Below are 15,433 nucleotides of genomic sequence, written 5' to 3' on the forward strand. Positions count from 1 at the left end.
TAGCGGTTCCTGATTGTGATACATAAAAAAATATGATAAACTGAACATAGTCTGTAATTTTATGAAAAGATAATTGATACATAAAAAATCTGAAGTGGATCAGAAGCAAAGGAGATATGAATATGGGAAAAATTGCCATTGTCACAGACAGTAACAGCGGCATAACACAGGACCAGGCAAGAGAACTTGGAATCAGCGTAATTCCAATGCCTTTTTATATTAACGAGAAGCTTTATCTTGAAGGAATCACTCTTTCACAGGAAGAGTTTTATGAGAGACTTAAGAATGATGAGGCTATTTCTACTTCACAGCCGGGGCCGGCAGATGTATGCGGACTTTGGAATACATTACTGGAAAAGTATGATGAAGTAGTGCACATTCCAATGTCAAGCGGACTGAGTGCATCCTGCGATACAGCAATGGGACTGGCTCAGGAATATGACGGAAGAGTACATGTAGTAGACAATCAGAGAATTTCTGTTACGCAGAGACAATCTGTACTGGATGCCCTCATATTAAGAGATGCGGGCAGAAATGCGACACAGATCAAACAGGTTCTGGAAGAGCAGAAGCTGGATTCCAGTATCTATATTACTCTGGAAACTCTGAAATACCTTAAGAAAGGCGGAAGGATTACTCCTGCAGCAGCAGCAATCGGAACAGTTCTGAACCTGAAACCTGTGCTTCAGATCCAGGGTGAGAAGCTGGATGCATATTCCAAAACAAGAGGCAAGAAGCAGGCAAAACGTGTCATGCTCAAGGCTATGCAGAATGACTGGGAGAACCGCTTCGCAGAATACGTAAAACGTGGCGAAATGTGTCTGCAGTCTGCTTATACAGGAAATCAGGAGGAAGCAGAGGAATTTAAGAAAGAAATTGCCGAAGTATTCCCCGGAATTGAGATTGTGCAGAATCCGTTATCATTAAGTGTTGCATGCCATATCGGACATGGTGCTATTGCAGTTGCATGTTCAAGAAAAGTGGTAGTAGAATAAAACAATCTGAGGAGTTAGGAAAGAATGAAGAAACTTATGGAACAGATGGCGGAAGAACTTTCCGCAGCATTTGAAAAATCCGGATACGACCCATCCTACGGAAAAGTAACCGTATCCAACAGACCGGATCTTTGCGAATTTCAGTGCAACGGTGCTATGGCAGGAGCCAAAGCATACAAGAAGGCACCGTTTATGATCGCTGATGATGTAGTAGCATACTTAAAAGACAGCCAGGTTTTCTCCATGGCAGAAGTCGTAAAACCGGGATTTATCAATTTAAAAGTAAAAGGTGAATTCCTTGCAGATTACTTAAAGGAAATGGCAGCAGACGAGAAACTTTCCGTATCTGCAGCAAAAGAGCCGAAGACGATCATCATCGACTACGGTGGACCAAATGTTGCGAAACCTCTCCATGTAGGACACCTTCGTTCTGCAATCATCGGAGAAAGTATTAAGAGAATCGGTCGCTTTGTAGGACATAAAGTGATCGGTGATGTTCATCTGGGAGACTGGGGTCTTCAGATGGGGCTGATCATTACAGAACTGAAACACAGAAAACCGGAGCTGGTTTATTTTGATGATTCTTATACAGGAGAATATCCGGAGGAAGCACCATTTACGATCAGCGAGCTGGAAGAAATTTATCCATGTGCAAGCGGCAAGTCCAAAGAGGATGAAGCGTACAGAAACGAAGCTCTGGAAGCAACTCATCTTCTTCAGCAGGGCAAACCGGGATACATGGCTCTCTGGAACCATATTATGAACGTATCCGTTACAGACCTGAAGCGCAACTATGACAAATTAAATGTGTCTTTTGATCTCTGGAAAAAGGAATCCGATGCACAGCCATATATTCCCGGAATGGTTGAGGAGATGAAAGAAAAAGGATTTGCCTATGTAGACCAGGGTGCACTTGTAGTAGATGTAAAAGAAGAGAACGACGCAAAAGAGATTCCTCCATGTATGCTTCTGAAATCAGACGGAGCTTCTCTTTATACAACTACAGACCTTGCAACAATTGTAGAGCGAATGAAATTATTTAACCCGGATGAGATCCTGTATGTGGTAGACAAACGTCAGGAACTTCACTTCATCCAGGTATTCCGCTGTGCAAGAAAGACCGGGCTTGTAAAAGATGATACAAAGCTTTCTTTCCTTGGATTCGGAACCATGAACGGAAAAGACGGAAAACCGTTCAAGACAAGAGAGGGCGGCGTTATGCGTCTGGAAACTCTCATTAAAGACATCAACGAAGAGATGTTTACCAAGATTGTTGAGAATCGCAGCGTGAAAGATAAAGATGCGAAAGAAACTGCAGAGATCGTAGGGCTTTCCGCGATCAAATACGGTGACCTTTCCAATCAGGCTACCAAGGATTACATTTTTGATATTGACAGATTTACATCATTTGAAGGTAATACAGGTCCGTATATCCTTTATACGATCGTTCGTATCAAATCTATTCTGAACCGTTTTGCAGAAGAGGGCGGCAACCTTGAAGCAGGTACAATCCTTGATCCTGTAAACGACAGCCAGAAGAACCTGATGCTTCAGCTGACAGGTTTTGGTGCAACCGTAGAGAACGCCTTTGAAGAAAAAGCACCGCATAAGATCTGTGCATATATTTACGAAGTATCCAATGCATTCAACAGCTTCTATCATGAGACAAAGATCCTCAGCGAAGAGAACGAAGCACAGAAAGCTTCCTTCATCCAGTTGCTGAAACTCACTAAGAAAGTTCTGGAGACATGTATCGATCTTCTTGGATTTTCTGCACCGGACAGAATGTAAAAATAAGATTCATCAATAAATCAACTTGTTGGTATACTAAGCCCTGTTTACATATATTGTAAATGGGGCTTTTCAAAAAGAACGAAGTGTGCTATCATGTATTTATCTAATCTATACGTGATGAAATTCTTTCATCACATTTTCCATTTTTATTTTAAACGAATTGTGAATATCTGCTTGACTCAGATAAACTGCGGAGCAGTTATTCGGTTATGAGCAAGTAGCGAATCTGATGATTTTATCTGTTTGACAATTGAACAGGAGGTGAACCAGTGAATTTATCTGGAACTGTATTAAAAGGGCGTTACTGTATTCTGGATCCTGTTGGAAAAGGCGGCGGAGGGAAAGTTTACCTTGCCAGAGACCTGGAACTGGGCGTTTTGTGGGCGGTAAAAGAAATACCGGTATCCGACAAAAGTGAAGCCCGTATGCTTTTGAAACTTTCGCATCCGTCTTTGCCAAAGATGATAGATTACATAGAAGATAACCGAAAATGTTACCTTGTTATGGAATATGTCAGGGGAAAATCTCTGGGTGAGTATTTAAGAGGCGGAAAACATTTTTCCATAAATGAAATCGTTAAATATGGAATGGAGATTTCAGATGTATTCTCCTATTTTCATGGTCGGAAACCACCGGTTTATTATGGAGATCTGAAGCCTGACAATCTGATGCTGGGTGAGAATGGAAGATTATATCTGATCGATCTGGGCGGTGCTGTAAACGGATATAAATATCACCATAAAGTATGTACAGGCACTGCCGGTTTTGCTGCGCCGGAACAATATGAGGGAAAGATAAATGCAGCAACAGATATTTATACATTTGGAAAAACATTATCTGCCTTATGTGGAAAAACAGATTGTCTGTTATTCATCCGGAACATGTCATTATTCTGGCTTATTTTCAGATGCTGCATGAAGAAACCGGAAATGCGTTATCAAAATATGAAGACTGTACAGAAAAAACTAAGCAGAATCCAGAAGAGACAAAATCAGAGTAAAATTAAAAACATGTTGGTTTTGGCAGGGAGCAGTATTGCTTTTGCAGTAATAACTGTTTTTCTTCTGTTTAGTTCTGATCTGGTATCCGGCTCCAAAACATTTGATTTTTATGAAGAGCTAACTGATATTACAGACCTTTATTATCAGGAAGAATTTCAAAACGGCAGTAAAGTGGACAGGGAAAAAATTTGTGAACAGGCAGATGCCGGACTGCGGAAATTACAAAAACAATGCACTGAAAAAGAGGAGTCCAGAAAGATATTACAGCTTCTGGCAGTAAACAGTGAGTACCAGGAAAATTATGAAAATGCAGGATTCTACTATGAGCAAATACTTCTTTATGATGAAACTTACAGAGCCGGATACGGTGAATATGGAATGTTCCTGTTCCGTACCTGGCAAAAGGAAGCCGGTCAGGCACTATGGACAGAATATAAGTCGAAAGAAACAATGTTAGACGATACAGTCAGCAGAAATCTGAGATTGTGGGAAAAGGAGATGACTAAGAGTGAAGAAAAATCATAACAGACTCTGGATTGTGACATTTGTATGTTTATGCCTGTGCCTGACTTCGACTATCTCTGCCATGCAGATGGGAGGTTTTGATATTGATGTAGGAAATGGAGAAAACAGCAGCTGGCAATGGCATGAGGAACAGCAGTGGAATCAGAGCAGTTGGGAGAATACATGGGAAAATAACCGGCAGACTGGAGACAACACATCAGAAACTCCTGCACAGAACGATCAGACGCAGGACAATGGATATCAGTATGATTTTGATACAGGAAACGGAACACAGGATAATATACAGCAATGGAATGGTGTACAGCAGAATAACACTGACTGGAATAACAGCAGTCAATGGAACAATAATTCTCAGTGGGATAATAATTCTCAGAATAATAATGTCCAGAATAATAATGCCCAGAATAATAACGTTCAGAGTAATAATGCCCGGAATAATAATTCTGCATGGAACGCTCAACCTCAGACAGATAACAATATGCAGATAACATCCCGGACGGATAATGAATCCGCTGTTAAGATATCAGAAAAACCCACCCCAACATCAATACCTGTACCAACACCTAAACCTGCGAAAAATCCGAAGCCGACAAAAACACCCAAATCAACTCAGCCCCCAACTCCTAAGCCGTCAAAAAAGAAAAATAAGAAGAAACAAAATAAAGCAAAGAAAACAGAAAAAGAAAACAAGAATACAGGTAATTCCAAAGTGTTTCAGAATAAAGAAAACCAGGGGGATACTGTTGAATACACGCATGTAAAAGATGAAGCTGTTAAGTTTCATTGCACACAAAATACAGATAGTTTCCATACCCCGCGAATTCAGATAATATCCCGGGGCTCTGTTCAGATTCTTTCTTTTCGGCTTAACAAAACAGAATGTCCCTGGCATTGGGAAGGAGACTGGATCATACCGGATACGGAAGATGAAAATGTAAAAGAAATAGAATTGTTGGTTATCTCTCAAGGCGGAAAGCTGATAAAAATGAATCCCCGGATTTTTTCCTCATAGACGCTTCAGGAAAACAATGCTATAATTTATCATATTATATCAATTTTTCTGAGACAGGAGGAACCTATGTACAAAGTAATTTTGTTTGATTTAGATGGAACATTAACAGAATCCGGAGAGGGTATCACGAAATCTGTTCAGTATGCACTGGAGAGAATTGGAAAGCCTGAACCGGACCTTGAGAAACTGAAGGTTTTCATAGGACCGCCGCTTATGGAGATGTTTATGCAATATGCACAGATTGATGAGGCAACCGCAAAACAGGCGGTGGAAATTTACAGAGAACGCTATTCTGTGACAGGAATCTTTGAAAATGCCGTATATCCGGGAATTGAGAACATGCTGGCACAGTTGGAGAAGAAAGGATATATTCTCGCAGTAGCATCCTCTAAACCGGAAGTATATGTGAGACAGATCCTGGATCATTTTGGACTTGCCCGGTACTTCACAGAAATCGGCGGAAGCGAATTGAATGGTCGAAGAACAAACAAGACAGAAGTGATCGAAGATGTTCTGAAACGTCTGAATATGGACAAACACAGAGATCAGGTTATTATGGTTGGAGATAAAGAACATGATGTATACGGAGCACGCAAAGCTGGCCTGGAATGTATTGCAGTTTCTTTCGGATATGGAACTGAAGAAGAGCTTAAACAGGCAAAACCTCTGAAAATCGTTGATTCTGCAGAAGGAATCGTAGATTTTTTCGCCTGAGCCCTCTGCGAAAACAAAATATTGTTTCTAAAATCTGGAGGGCAGGATATCCGGCAGGAATCCATTTTGTGATTTCGCAGATCGTTGCAGGGACTGCGTTGGCAGTATTTGCAAGAACAGCAGAAAATTCGGCAGAGACATACTATAATTACACGATTTTTCTCACAGGCTTAACAGGAATCCTGGCTATGATCCCGGCATTGTATTTTTATCGAAGAGATAAAGTTAGAAGAATTGCCGGCGGCCTGATCCCGGCGCAGAAAAAAGTACCGCTTTCTATATCGGAAACAGTTCTTTTACTTCTGGCAGGAGCCGGATTTGCACAATATGGAAACTTCCTGATGGCAATACTTCAGTCATTTATCAACAGCAGCACCTATCAGGAGAGTATGACCAGAATTACAGAAGGAAAATCACTTTTTATGATGATTTTCTGGATGGGAATCGTTGCGCCGGCAGCAGAGGAAATGATCTTTCGCTGGTTAATCTATCTGCGTCTGCGTGACTGGATGAAGCTGCCGGTGGCAGCAGTGATTTCCGGGTTGATATTTGGTATCTATCACGGAAATATCGTACAGGGAATTTACGCAAGTATCCTTGGAACAGCATTTGCGTGGATACTGGAGATGAGTGGGAATATTTACAGCAGTATGCTGCTCCATATGGGAGCAAACATCTGGTCACTGCTTATCTCAGAATATGCACTGGATTTGTATTCCATGAAATATGGGGTACAGATTCTCATATTGATCTATCTGATTCTGTTGATCAGTGTGGTATATTGCCTTACCCATTTCGAAAAGATGTGCAGTATAAGAAAAAAGAAAAGAATGATATAAAAATAGAGACAAGATAAAGACATCTGCAATTGTGGAATGACAGTACACATGCAGGTGTCTTTGTTATTAGAAAAAAGATTATGTTAAGGCAAAAAGAAAATAATCAGTATACGGAAATTTAGATGTACTGGAAAGAGTAAAACCTAACAGTTTGATTAGGATTCGGAAATAACCTTTTACTGAATTAAACAGAGAATATCTGTTTGACAAATAAGTATTTAGCTATTAAGTACTTGACAGATACAACAGTATTCTGTATTATGAATGTATCAATACAACTAATACACTAAATACACACATAAAATAAAACAACACATCATGAAACACGTAACAGAAAGGAGGAATCACCAGTGATTGTTTTGGATTATCAGGACAGGCGTCCAATCTATGAACAGGTTACAGATAAATTTCAGATCCTAATCCTGAACGGTGTCCTGCCGCCGGGATCGCAGATGCCGTCAGTAAGGCAGCTTGCCACAGAACTGTCCGTCAATCCCAACACGATCCAGCGTGCATATATGGAGCTGGAGAAACTGGGACTGATCTATCCTGTAAAAGGCAGAGGAAATTTCGTAGCAGACAGCTCTCAGGTACAGAAGATAAACAGAGAGAGCTACCGAAAAGAATTCACAGCACTGATACAGAAAGGCAGAAACACAGGATTCAACAGAGAGGAACTGGAGAAAATGCTTGCGGAAATCTTTGAAAAGGAGGACGAATCATGATAGAGATCAGAAACTGCAGTAAAGCTTTCGGAGAGATCCATGCCATTGACCATGTATTAATGGAAATCGGTGAACGCCAGATTTTCGGACTGGTAGGGACCAACGGTGCAGGAAAGAGCACGCTGCTTCGAATGGCTGCCGGAGTGATAAAGCCGGACGAAGGAGAAATCCTGGTGGATCAGGAACCGGTCTATGAGAATGAAAAGATAAAACAGCAGATATTTTACATTTCAGACGGTGGATATTTTCCACAGGGATATACGGCAGCAGATCTGAAAGATTTCTACAGAGAATATTATCCGGACTTTATGACTGACCGTTACAGTAAATTAATGGACCAGTTTCATCTGGATGAGAAACGCAGGATCAGTTCCTACAGCAAGGGAATGAAGAAACAGCTTCTGGTCATTATGGGAATCAGTGCAGGGACAAAATATCTGTTATGCGATGAAACGTTCGATGGACTTGATCCGGTCATGCGTCAGGCAGTAAAGAGTCTGTTTGTGTCTGAAATCATGAATCGGGATTTTACCCCGGTGATCGCATCTCATAATATGAGAGAACTGGAGGACGTGTGTGACCATGTAGGATTCCTGCACAAAGGAGGAATTCTTTTATCCAGAGAACTGGAAGACATGAAATTCCATATCCATAAGATCCAGTGTGTACTGCCGGATCAGACAAAAGAAGAAGCACTTTTGAAAGAATTGGACGTTTTAAAGAAAGAACATCAGGGATCACTTCTGATACTTACTGCAAGAGGGACCAGAGAAGAAATACTTCAGAAAGTACAGACACAGAATCCAATATTCTGCGAAGTGATTCCATTGACACTGGAGGAGATATTTATCAGCGAAACGGAGGTGGCAGGCTATGAAGTCAAAAACATTTTCTGGTAGATCATTAAGAAGCAGCTTAAAAGGCAGTACCTGGATTCTGGTGCTGTTGTTACTGGGGTTTATGGTTGCATTTCCGGTAGCAGAACTGATGCTGATCGGAAATCAGACGGATGAAATCCACAGGATGACTTTTGCCATGATCTGTTCCTATCTGATAGTTCCAGGCTTTTTGGTTACAATGCTTGCGGCCGTTGTAAATGCCCTGAATGAATTCTGGTATCTTTTTTCCAGAGATAAAATTGATTTTTATCACAGTCTTCCGGTAACAAGAAGCAGGTCCTTTTGGGAAAAAGCAATCAGAGGTCTGGTGCTGTATCTGGTTCCATATGTGATCATGGAACTGATCACAATGGCGATCGCAGTCAGCAAAGGACATGGTAGTCATCTGATCACGGCAGCGGGGAAAATGTTTCTGGAACATTTGCTTATGTATCTGCTGCTGTATTTCGGAGCAGTGTTGGCACTGGCAATTGCGGGAAATATTCTGGCAGGTATTCTGTCATTATGCTGTGTTTACCTTTACGGACCGGTATTGGGCATTCTTTTATGGGTGCTGGAAATGATGTATTTCAGAACGAATATGGGACTTAAAGAGGGAATGGCAGAAAAGATATCTGTTTTTCTTTCACCTGTATCTATTTCCGTGGCATTGCGGACTTATTCAGGACAAAAGAATTTCTGGATCATTATAGTGGGCGGGATACTGCTTCTGATTGTTCTGGCAGTATGTGCATATCTGGCATATACAAAGCGTCCAGCTGAGAAAACAGGAAAATCTTTTGTTTACGGATTTCTGGAACCAATCCTTTTGTTTATGGTCGTAATCCCTGCTGCTCTGGCAATTGGAACGATGTTTGCGCTGATCGGACCGGAAGAGAACAGGACTGGCTGGTGGATATTCGGGCTTGTGCTGGGGACAGTTGTATTTTATGGAATTTTGCAGGTTATTTTTGCAATGGATTTCCGTAAAATGGCAGCACATAAGCTGCAGCTTCTGCTTTTGGGAATATGTGTAGCTGTCAGTGCCTGGATATTACACACAGATGCCATCGGATATGATACAAGAATTCCGACAATGGCAAAAACTGAGGGAATCAGCCTGAATCTGGAGTGGATAGGAACTGAGAGTGTGAATGAACCGCAGATGGAAGTGAGTTCTGGTTCATATAAACTGGACAGACTCTTTTATTTTATGGGCGGAAATTATGGCAGATGGACAGATGCAGGAATGTCAGATAAAATCTATGAAGTGTTAAAAGAAATTGCGTCTTATCAGAACAGTAAGGAGTGCAGCGGAACAGAAATAGGAGTTCAGTTTAAAAAGAAGAGCGGTTTCGATATTACCAGACAATATATAGTGACAGCGGAGCAGCTTGGCAGACTGCTGGAAGCATGCTATGAGCAGGGAACATTAAAAGATAATAAATATGATATTCTGGAAAAGTACAGACAGAAAGTGTCTTTTATAACAGTAGATCCTTTAAATGAATTAGATGATCAGTACTCTGTAACATTGGAAAAATCTGACAGTCAGAAGCTGCTGGATCTGCTGAAACAGGATATAGCAGAAGCCTCACCGCAGGAACTTATAGGAATCCCGTGTGGACAGATGGAGCTTTACGCTACTTCCTATGCAGATATGGATGAGCATATTGCACCGGAATCCTATGCAGAAGTAGGAAGATATATTTTCCCGACATTTAAGCGGACACTTGTTTTCCTGAAAGAAAAAGGTTATGCTTTTGTTATGGAAAAAGAAAATCTGAAACAGTACGATTATTCAGTGACATATAATGCAGAAGAAATGGATGTCACAGATTCTGAACAGAAAGAAGAATTAGCCCAGAGCCTGATCCGTGAATGGGAGTGTCCGGCATGGCTGGAAACGGAGGCGGGTGTGAGTGTGAAAGTGGCTCTGAACAGTACAGAGTCTGCCGGAGAATCGCTAAACGGAATAGAGTTTGCTGTACTGAAAGCGAAAGAGCCGGAATTTATAAAGAAAATAGTAGAAACTGGCGAGGAAGAAGAATGAAGAAAGCAGTTCGTCTGGACAAGTTCCTGGCAGATGCAGGAGCAGGAACCAGAAGTGAGGTAAAAAAATTTATTCAAAAAGGAAAAGTCCAGGTCAACGGTGTGCCTGCAAAGAAATCGGAGATCAAGGTCAGTGAAGAGGATGAAGTAGTTCTGGACGGAAACAGAATTTCCCAGGCACCGGAATTTGTCTATTATCTTCTGCACAAACCGGCAGGGTATGTTAGTGCCACAGAAGATAAGCGGGACAAAACAGTGATGGAACTTGTAGCATCAGACAGAAAAGACCTGTTTCCGGTGGGAAGACTGGACAAAGATACGGAAGGACTGCTTCTGATCACAGACGACGGAGCACTGGCGCATGAATTGCTTTCTCCAAAGAAACATGTGGACAAGACCTATTATGCAGTTACAGACGGATGTATGACCAAAGAGGATGTGCAGCGCTTCGCAGATGGTCTGGAAATCGGAGAAAAAAATCCCACAATGCCGGCAAAACTGAAGATCCTCAGTACAAGAAAAGTTGAAGAGACAGAACTGGAACAGTACCCGTCAGGATGGTCATCAGAAATTCAGCTTACGATCAAAGAGGGGAAATTCCATCAGGTCAAGCGAATGACAGAAGCAGTAGGAAAGAAAGTCGTCTATCTGAAACGAATTTCCATGGGAGTATTGACATTGCCGGATGATCTCAAAAAAGGCGAATGCCGACAGTTGACTGCAGAAGAAGAAAAGAGATTAAAAGAAAGTGTTGTCATAAAATAAGTAAAATTGTAAGAATACATGGTTGATTGTCCGCTGATATAATGGACATTATAACATGTGTCGGTAAAGTGCAGGAAACTGAGTTTGTCAGAAGCAGATCAGAACCTGGAAGAAACTGTAAAAATAATAAAAAATTTGCAAAAAACCCTCTTTACATGGAGGGTTTTTGTATGCTATACTACAGAAGTTGCGAGTCATGCGCATCTATTGTGCATGCAAAAATATACACGTTCGGAGATTCCCGCGGATGGTGCCCTGCGGTGTGAGGCTGGGTCCCCAGGAAAAAGAACCGGGCGGAAGAAATTAACCAAAAAAGGAGAACAAACATGAGCGTTATTTCAATGAAACAGCTTTTAGAAGCAGGCGTACATTTCGGACATCAGACAAGAAGATGGAACCCTAAAATGGCTCCATACATCTACACAGAGAGAAACGGTATCTACATCATCGACTTACAGCAGTCTGTAGGTATGGTTGACGATGCTTACAATGCAATCGCTGATATCGTAGCAGACGGTGGAAGCATCTTATTCGTAGGAACAAAGAAACAGGCTCAGGATGCTATCAAAACAGAAGCAGAGCGTTGCGGACAGTTCTATGTAAACGAGAGATGGTTAGGTGGTATGCTTACAAACTTCAAAACTATCCAGAGCCGTATTGCAAGACTGAAAGAAATCGAAGCTATGGAAGCTGATGGAACATTTGACGTTCTTCCTAAGAAAGAAGTTATTGAGCTGAAAAAAGAACTTGCAAAATTACAGAAAAACATCGGCGGTATCAAAGAAATGAAGAGACTTCCGGATGCAATCTTCATCGTAGATCCTAAGAAAGAAAGAATCTGCGTACAGGAAGCTCATACATTAGGAATCCCGCTTATCGGTATCTGCGATACAAACTGCGATCCGGAAGAACTGGATTATGTAATTCCGGGTAACGATGATGCAATCCGTGCAGTAAAATTAATCGTTTCCAAAATGGCAGACGCTGTTATCGAAGCAAAACAGGGTACTGCAGATGCAGACGGTGAAATCGAAGCTGAATCTGAAGAGTTCGCAGCTACAGAAGAATAATTTTTTGAACCAGTACAGGAAAGCCGACAGGCTTTCCTGTCATTGAAAAAGGAAAAGCCCCTCCGGGCGATTTACGAATATTATTCAGGAGGAAAATGAAATGGCTATCACAGCAGCACAGGTAAAAGAATTAAGAGAAATGACCGGCGCCGGAATGATGGATTGTAAGAAAGCTCTTACAGCTACAGAAGGTGATATGGATAAAGCAGTAGAATTCCTTCGCGAAAAAGGTCTTGCTACAGCACAGAAGAAAGCAAGCCGTGTAGCAGCAGAAGGTCTTTGCAAAACTTTAGTTTCCGAAGACGGAAAGAAAGCAGTTGTTGTAGAAGTTAACGCTGAGACAGACTTCGTAGCTAAGAATGAAAAATTCCAGAACTACGTTGCAGATGTAGCAGCTCAGGCTATGAACACAACAGCAGCAGATATCGATGCTTTCCTTGCAGAAGCATGGGCACTTGATACAACTAAGACTGTTAAAGAAGCTCTTGCAGCTCAGATCGCAGTTATCGGCGAGAACATGAACATCAGAAGATTTGCTCAGGTTACAGAAGAGAACGGTTTCGTTGCTTCCTACACACATATGGGCGGTAAGATCGGTGTTCTTGTAGACGTTGAAACAGACGTAGTTAACGATGCTGTTAAAGAAATGGCTAAGAACGTAGCAATGCAGATTGCAGCTCTGAAACCACAGTACACAAGCGATAGCGAAGTAAGCGCAGAATACATTGAGCATGAGAAAGAAATCCTTATGGCTCAGATTCAGAACGATCCGAAAGAATCCCAGAAACCGGCTAAGGTTATCGAAGGAATGATTACAGGACGTATCAAAAAAGAGCTTAAAGAAATCTGCCTTCTTGACCAGACATACGTTAAAGCTGAAGACGGAAAACAGTCTGTAGCTAAATACGTAGAGCAGGTTGCTAAAGAAAACGGTGCTAAGATCACTGTTAAAGGTTTCGTACGTTACGAGACAGGTGATGGTATCGAAAAGAAAGAAGAGAACTTTGCAGAAGAAGTTGCAAAACAGATGGCACAGTAATCTGGTTTTTGCAGAACTTTAAAAAGAGTCTTAAAACCCTTGAAAATCCAGTATTTTCAAGGGTTTTTCTTATATACATCACTTCATATATTACATTATAATATGTGCAACAGCAATATGGAACACTCCCAGAATATCTATGGAGCAAATGACATTTTGGAAGAATACAGAAAGTGTGAGTAAAGAAATTATGGAATTGTTGAAAACAATCAGAGGAGACATTACAAAAATTACAGATGTTCAGGCAATCGTAAATGCTGCGAATAATTCACTTCTTGGTGGCGGAGGTGTGGATGGAGCAATTCACAGAGCAGCAGGACCAGAACTTTTGGAAGAATGCAGAACATTACATGGATGTGAGACAGGGAAGGCAAAAATTACAAAAGCATATAAGCTCCCTTGTGAGTATGTTATCCATACAGTAGGACCAATATGGAATGGTGGGAATCAAAATGAAAAAGAATTACTTGCAAGCTGTTATTTATCTTCTATGCAGCTGGCACTGGAACACAAAATCAGAAAAATCGCATTTCCGTCAATTTCTACAGGAGTGTATTCATTTCCGGTTGGACTTGCAACAAAAATTGCAGTAAATACAGTTGCTGGATTTTTGAAGGAACATCCAGATGATTTTGATCTGGTGGAGTGGGTTTTGTTTGATGAACATACGGAATTGGTTTATGCGATAGAAGTAAATGCGCATAATAAAGGAATATAGAAGATGAGAATATTGATGTTAGGAAACAGTTTTACAACGGCAAATCATATGCCGGACATGTTGGATGAGTTGACCGGTGCAGAGATTGTGCAACATACCCGTGGAGGGGAACGATTGGCAGATCAGTTAAATCCGAAAACAAAGATGGGAAAGCGTACACAGGAAGCTTTGCAAAATGAAAAATGGGATTTTGTCATTTTACAGGAAATGAGCAATGGTCCAATTACATCAAAAGCCAGTTTCCTTGAAAATGCAGAAAAACTCTGTGAGAAGATCAGGGAGAATGGAGCAAAGCCAGTTTTTTATGCGACCTGGGCATATCAACGTGGAGGAAAGAAGTTGGAAACTTTTGGAATGGATTATGATGAGATGTATCAGAAACTGTATGAAGCTTATCACCTAGCAGCAGATAGAAACCATACTTTGATTGCAGATGTTGGAAAGAAATTTTATGAACTTTCAGATAAAGTAAATCTTTATGCGGATGATGGGTGCCATCCAAATGAAAAAGGTTCCCAGATAGCAGCAGAGATAATTGCAGAAGTCTTGATGAATTGAATAACGTGATATGAAAAAAGTAGCTTGATTATCGAGTTAGTTACTCTCGGTTCAAACTGCTTTTCTTTTGGGCTTTATCTCTCATACAGGAGTATTGTCATCATCAAGTTGGAAAATATCGGCTATCTGGGATTCTATTTTTATGAAATCGTGGTGCCACAGGCAAAAGAAACTGCTTTGTCCATGGCTGCGGATGGAATGAAAGCTGAAAAAATAGCCCACTATCTTAAAGTAAGTGCTGCGATGGTTCAGAACTGGATCGATGAAAGCATGAGTGTTGTACAATAATTTAATGATATAATGAAGAGAAGCTGCCAGGAGAGAAGAAAAATCTCTTGGTGGCTTTTGGGAATTAAACCTATGATTTTTTTGTAAAATAGTGAGAGTATGATATCATCCTGCATATCTAACTTCCATAAATTGTCTTTCGTTATCAGAAATCGGTGGATTTTCCAGCGCTTTAATCCAGTAGATTTCTCCATCGCATTCTAACTGAATATACATCTTTCCGCTTATGAGTGCACATTTAATGATTTTCGTTAATGATCCGGTTTTCAGTGTTGTGTTTACCGCAGTAGCGCCTGGTCTGGTATACGCCGGAAGATCACTGCTTACTGTGAAATGTCGGCTGCTTCCATCTGCGGAATATATTTCTTTGTAAGATCCATATCTGCTTGTCGGAACAAATTTTCCATTGACATATTCGTAGGTGAAATTAATTGCATTGATACCAAGAGAATAAGAAACG

16 protein-coding genes are annotated in these 15,433 nt (G+C 41.0%); 15 read left to right on the forward strand and 1 reads right to left on the reverse strand.

What is annotated here, in order from left to right; genetic code table 11:
* Positions 1 to 122: 122 nt before the first annotated feature.
* The 15 genes from LJE11_RS11070 (at position 123) to LJE11_RS11140 (ending at position 14,973) form a co-directional block, all read left to right on the forward strand.
* Positions 123 to 995: a DegV family protein gene (locus LJE11_RS11070; RefSeq protein ID WP_118566186.1), complete on the forward strand. Its 873-nt coding sequence runs from the start codon at positions 123 to 125 to the stop codon at positions 993 to 995.
* A 24-nt stretch (positions 996 to 1,019) separates the two neighbouring features.
* A complete protein-coding gene (argS, locus tag LJE11_RS11075; protein ID WP_178709131.1) occupies positions 1,020 to 2,786 on the forward strand; it encodes an arginine--tRNA ligase in 1,767 nt (588 codons plus the stop codon).
* Between the two features lie 272 nt (positions 2,787 to 3,058).
* Positions 3,059 to 4,315, forward strand: coding sequence for a serine/threonine protein kinase (locus tag LJE11_RS11080; RefSeq protein WP_173704537.1), 1,257 nt, complete (start codon positions 3,059 to 3,061; stop codon positions 4,313 to 4,315).
* Positions 4,299 to 5,327 carry a hypothetical protein gene (locus tag LJE11_RS11085; protein ID WP_173704538.1) on the forward strand — a complete coding sequence of 343 codons (1,029 nt, stop codon included), beginning with the start codon at positions 4,299 to 4,301 and terminating at the stop codon, positions 5,325 to 5,327. The genes LJE11_RS11080 and LJE11_RS11085 overlap by 17 nt, the downstream gene beginning before the upstream one ends.
* Positions 5,328 to 5,393: 66 nt before the next feature.
* The gene (locus LJE11_RS11090) at positions 5,394 to 6,041 is read left to right on the forward strand and encodes an HAD-IA family hydrolase (protein ID WP_227295983.1); all 648 of its coding nucleotides are present in this window, start codon (positions 5,394 to 5,396) and stop codon (positions 6,039 to 6,041) included.
* 68 nt (positions 6,042 to 6,109) lie between these two features.
* Complete coding sequence (locus LJE11_RS11095) at positions 6,110 to 6,880, forward strand: CPBP family intramembrane glutamic endopeptidase (protein ID WP_227295984.1); 771 nt, start codon at positions 6,110 to 6,112, stop codon at positions 6,878 to 6,880.
* Positions 6,881 to 7,230: 350 nt separating this feature from the next.
* Positions 7,231 to 7,605: a GntR family transcriptional regulator gene (locus LJE11_RS11100; RefSeq protein ID WP_019162114.1), complete on the forward strand. Its 375-nt coding sequence runs from the start codon at positions 7,231 to 7,233 to the stop codon at positions 7,603 to 7,605.
* Positions 7,602 to 8,504 carry an ABC transporter ATP-binding protein gene (locus tag LJE11_RS11105; RefSeq protein WP_055058424.1) on the forward strand — a complete coding sequence of 301 codons (903 nt, stop codon included), beginning with the start codon at positions 7,602 to 7,604 and terminating at the stop codon, positions 8,502 to 8,504. The genes LJE11_RS11100 and LJE11_RS11105 overlap by 4 nt, the downstream gene beginning before the upstream one ends.
* The gene (locus LJE11_RS11110) at positions 8,479 to 10,536 is read left to right on the forward strand and encodes a DUF6449 domain-containing protein (protein ID WP_144136632.1); all 2,058 of its coding nucleotides are present in this window, start codon (positions 8,479 to 8,481) and stop codon (positions 10,534 to 10,536) included. The genes LJE11_RS11105 and LJE11_RS11110 overlap by 26 nt, the downstream gene beginning before the upstream one ends.
* Positions 10,533 to 11,300 (forward strand): pseudouridine synthase, encoded by a 768-nt coding sequence (locus LJE11_RS11115; RefSeq protein WP_008703690.1) that lies wholly within the window; start codon positions 10,533 to 10,535, stop codon positions 11,298 to 11,300. Before LJE11_RS11110 ends, LJE11_RS11115 begins: the two co-directional genes overlap by 4 nt.
* A 326-nt stretch (positions 11,301 to 11,626) precedes the next feature.
* Positions 11,627 to 12,370, forward strand: a complete 744-nt coding sequence (gene rpsB, locus LJE11_RS11120; protein WP_008703689.1) for a 30S ribosomal protein S2 — start codon at positions 11,627 to 11,629, stop codon at positions 12,368 to 12,370.
* A 100-nt stretch (positions 12,371 to 12,470) separates the two neighbouring features.
* Positions 12,471 to 13,409 carry a translation elongation factor Ts gene (gene tsf, locus LJE11_RS11125; protein ID WP_008703687.1) on the forward strand — a complete coding sequence of 313 codons (939 nt, stop codon included), beginning with the start codon at positions 12,471 to 12,473 and terminating at the stop codon, positions 13,407 to 13,409.
* Positions 13,410 to 13,599: 190 nt separating this feature from the next.
* Complete coding sequence (locus LJE11_RS11130) at positions 13,600 to 14,127, forward strand: O-acetyl-ADP-ribose deacetylase (RefSeq protein ID WP_008703685.1); 528 nt, start codon at positions 13,600 to 13,602, stop codon at positions 14,125 to 14,127.
* Positions 14,128 to 14,130: 3 nt separating this feature from the next.
* Positions 14,131 to 14,685: an SGNH/GDSL hydrolase family protein gene (locus LJE11_RS11135; RefSeq protein ID WP_008703684.1), complete on the forward strand. Its 555-nt coding sequence runs from the start codon at positions 14,131 to 14,133 to the stop codon at positions 14,683 to 14,685.
* A 24-nt stretch (positions 14,686 to 14,709) separates the two neighbouring features.
* On the forward strand, positions 14,710 to 14,973 hold the full coding sequence (locus LJE11_RS11140; protein ID WP_008703683.1) for a hypothetical protein: 264 nt from the start codon (positions 14,710 to 14,712) through the stop codon (positions 14,971 to 14,973).
* A gap of 105 nt (positions 14,974 to 15,078) precedes the next feature.
* Here the strand turns inward: LJE11_RS11140 and LJE11_RS11145 are convergent.
* Positions 15,079 to 15,433: hypothetical protein (locus LJE11_RS11145; protein WP_195280255.1), on the reverse strand; the 355-nt coding region annotated here is incomplete at its 5' end.

Source organism: Blautia sp. DFI.1.216 (genome assembly GCF_020594215.1).
GTDB classification, from domain to species: Bacteria; Bacillota; Clostridia; order Lachnospirales; family Lachnospiraceae; genus Blautia_A; species Blautia_A wexlerae.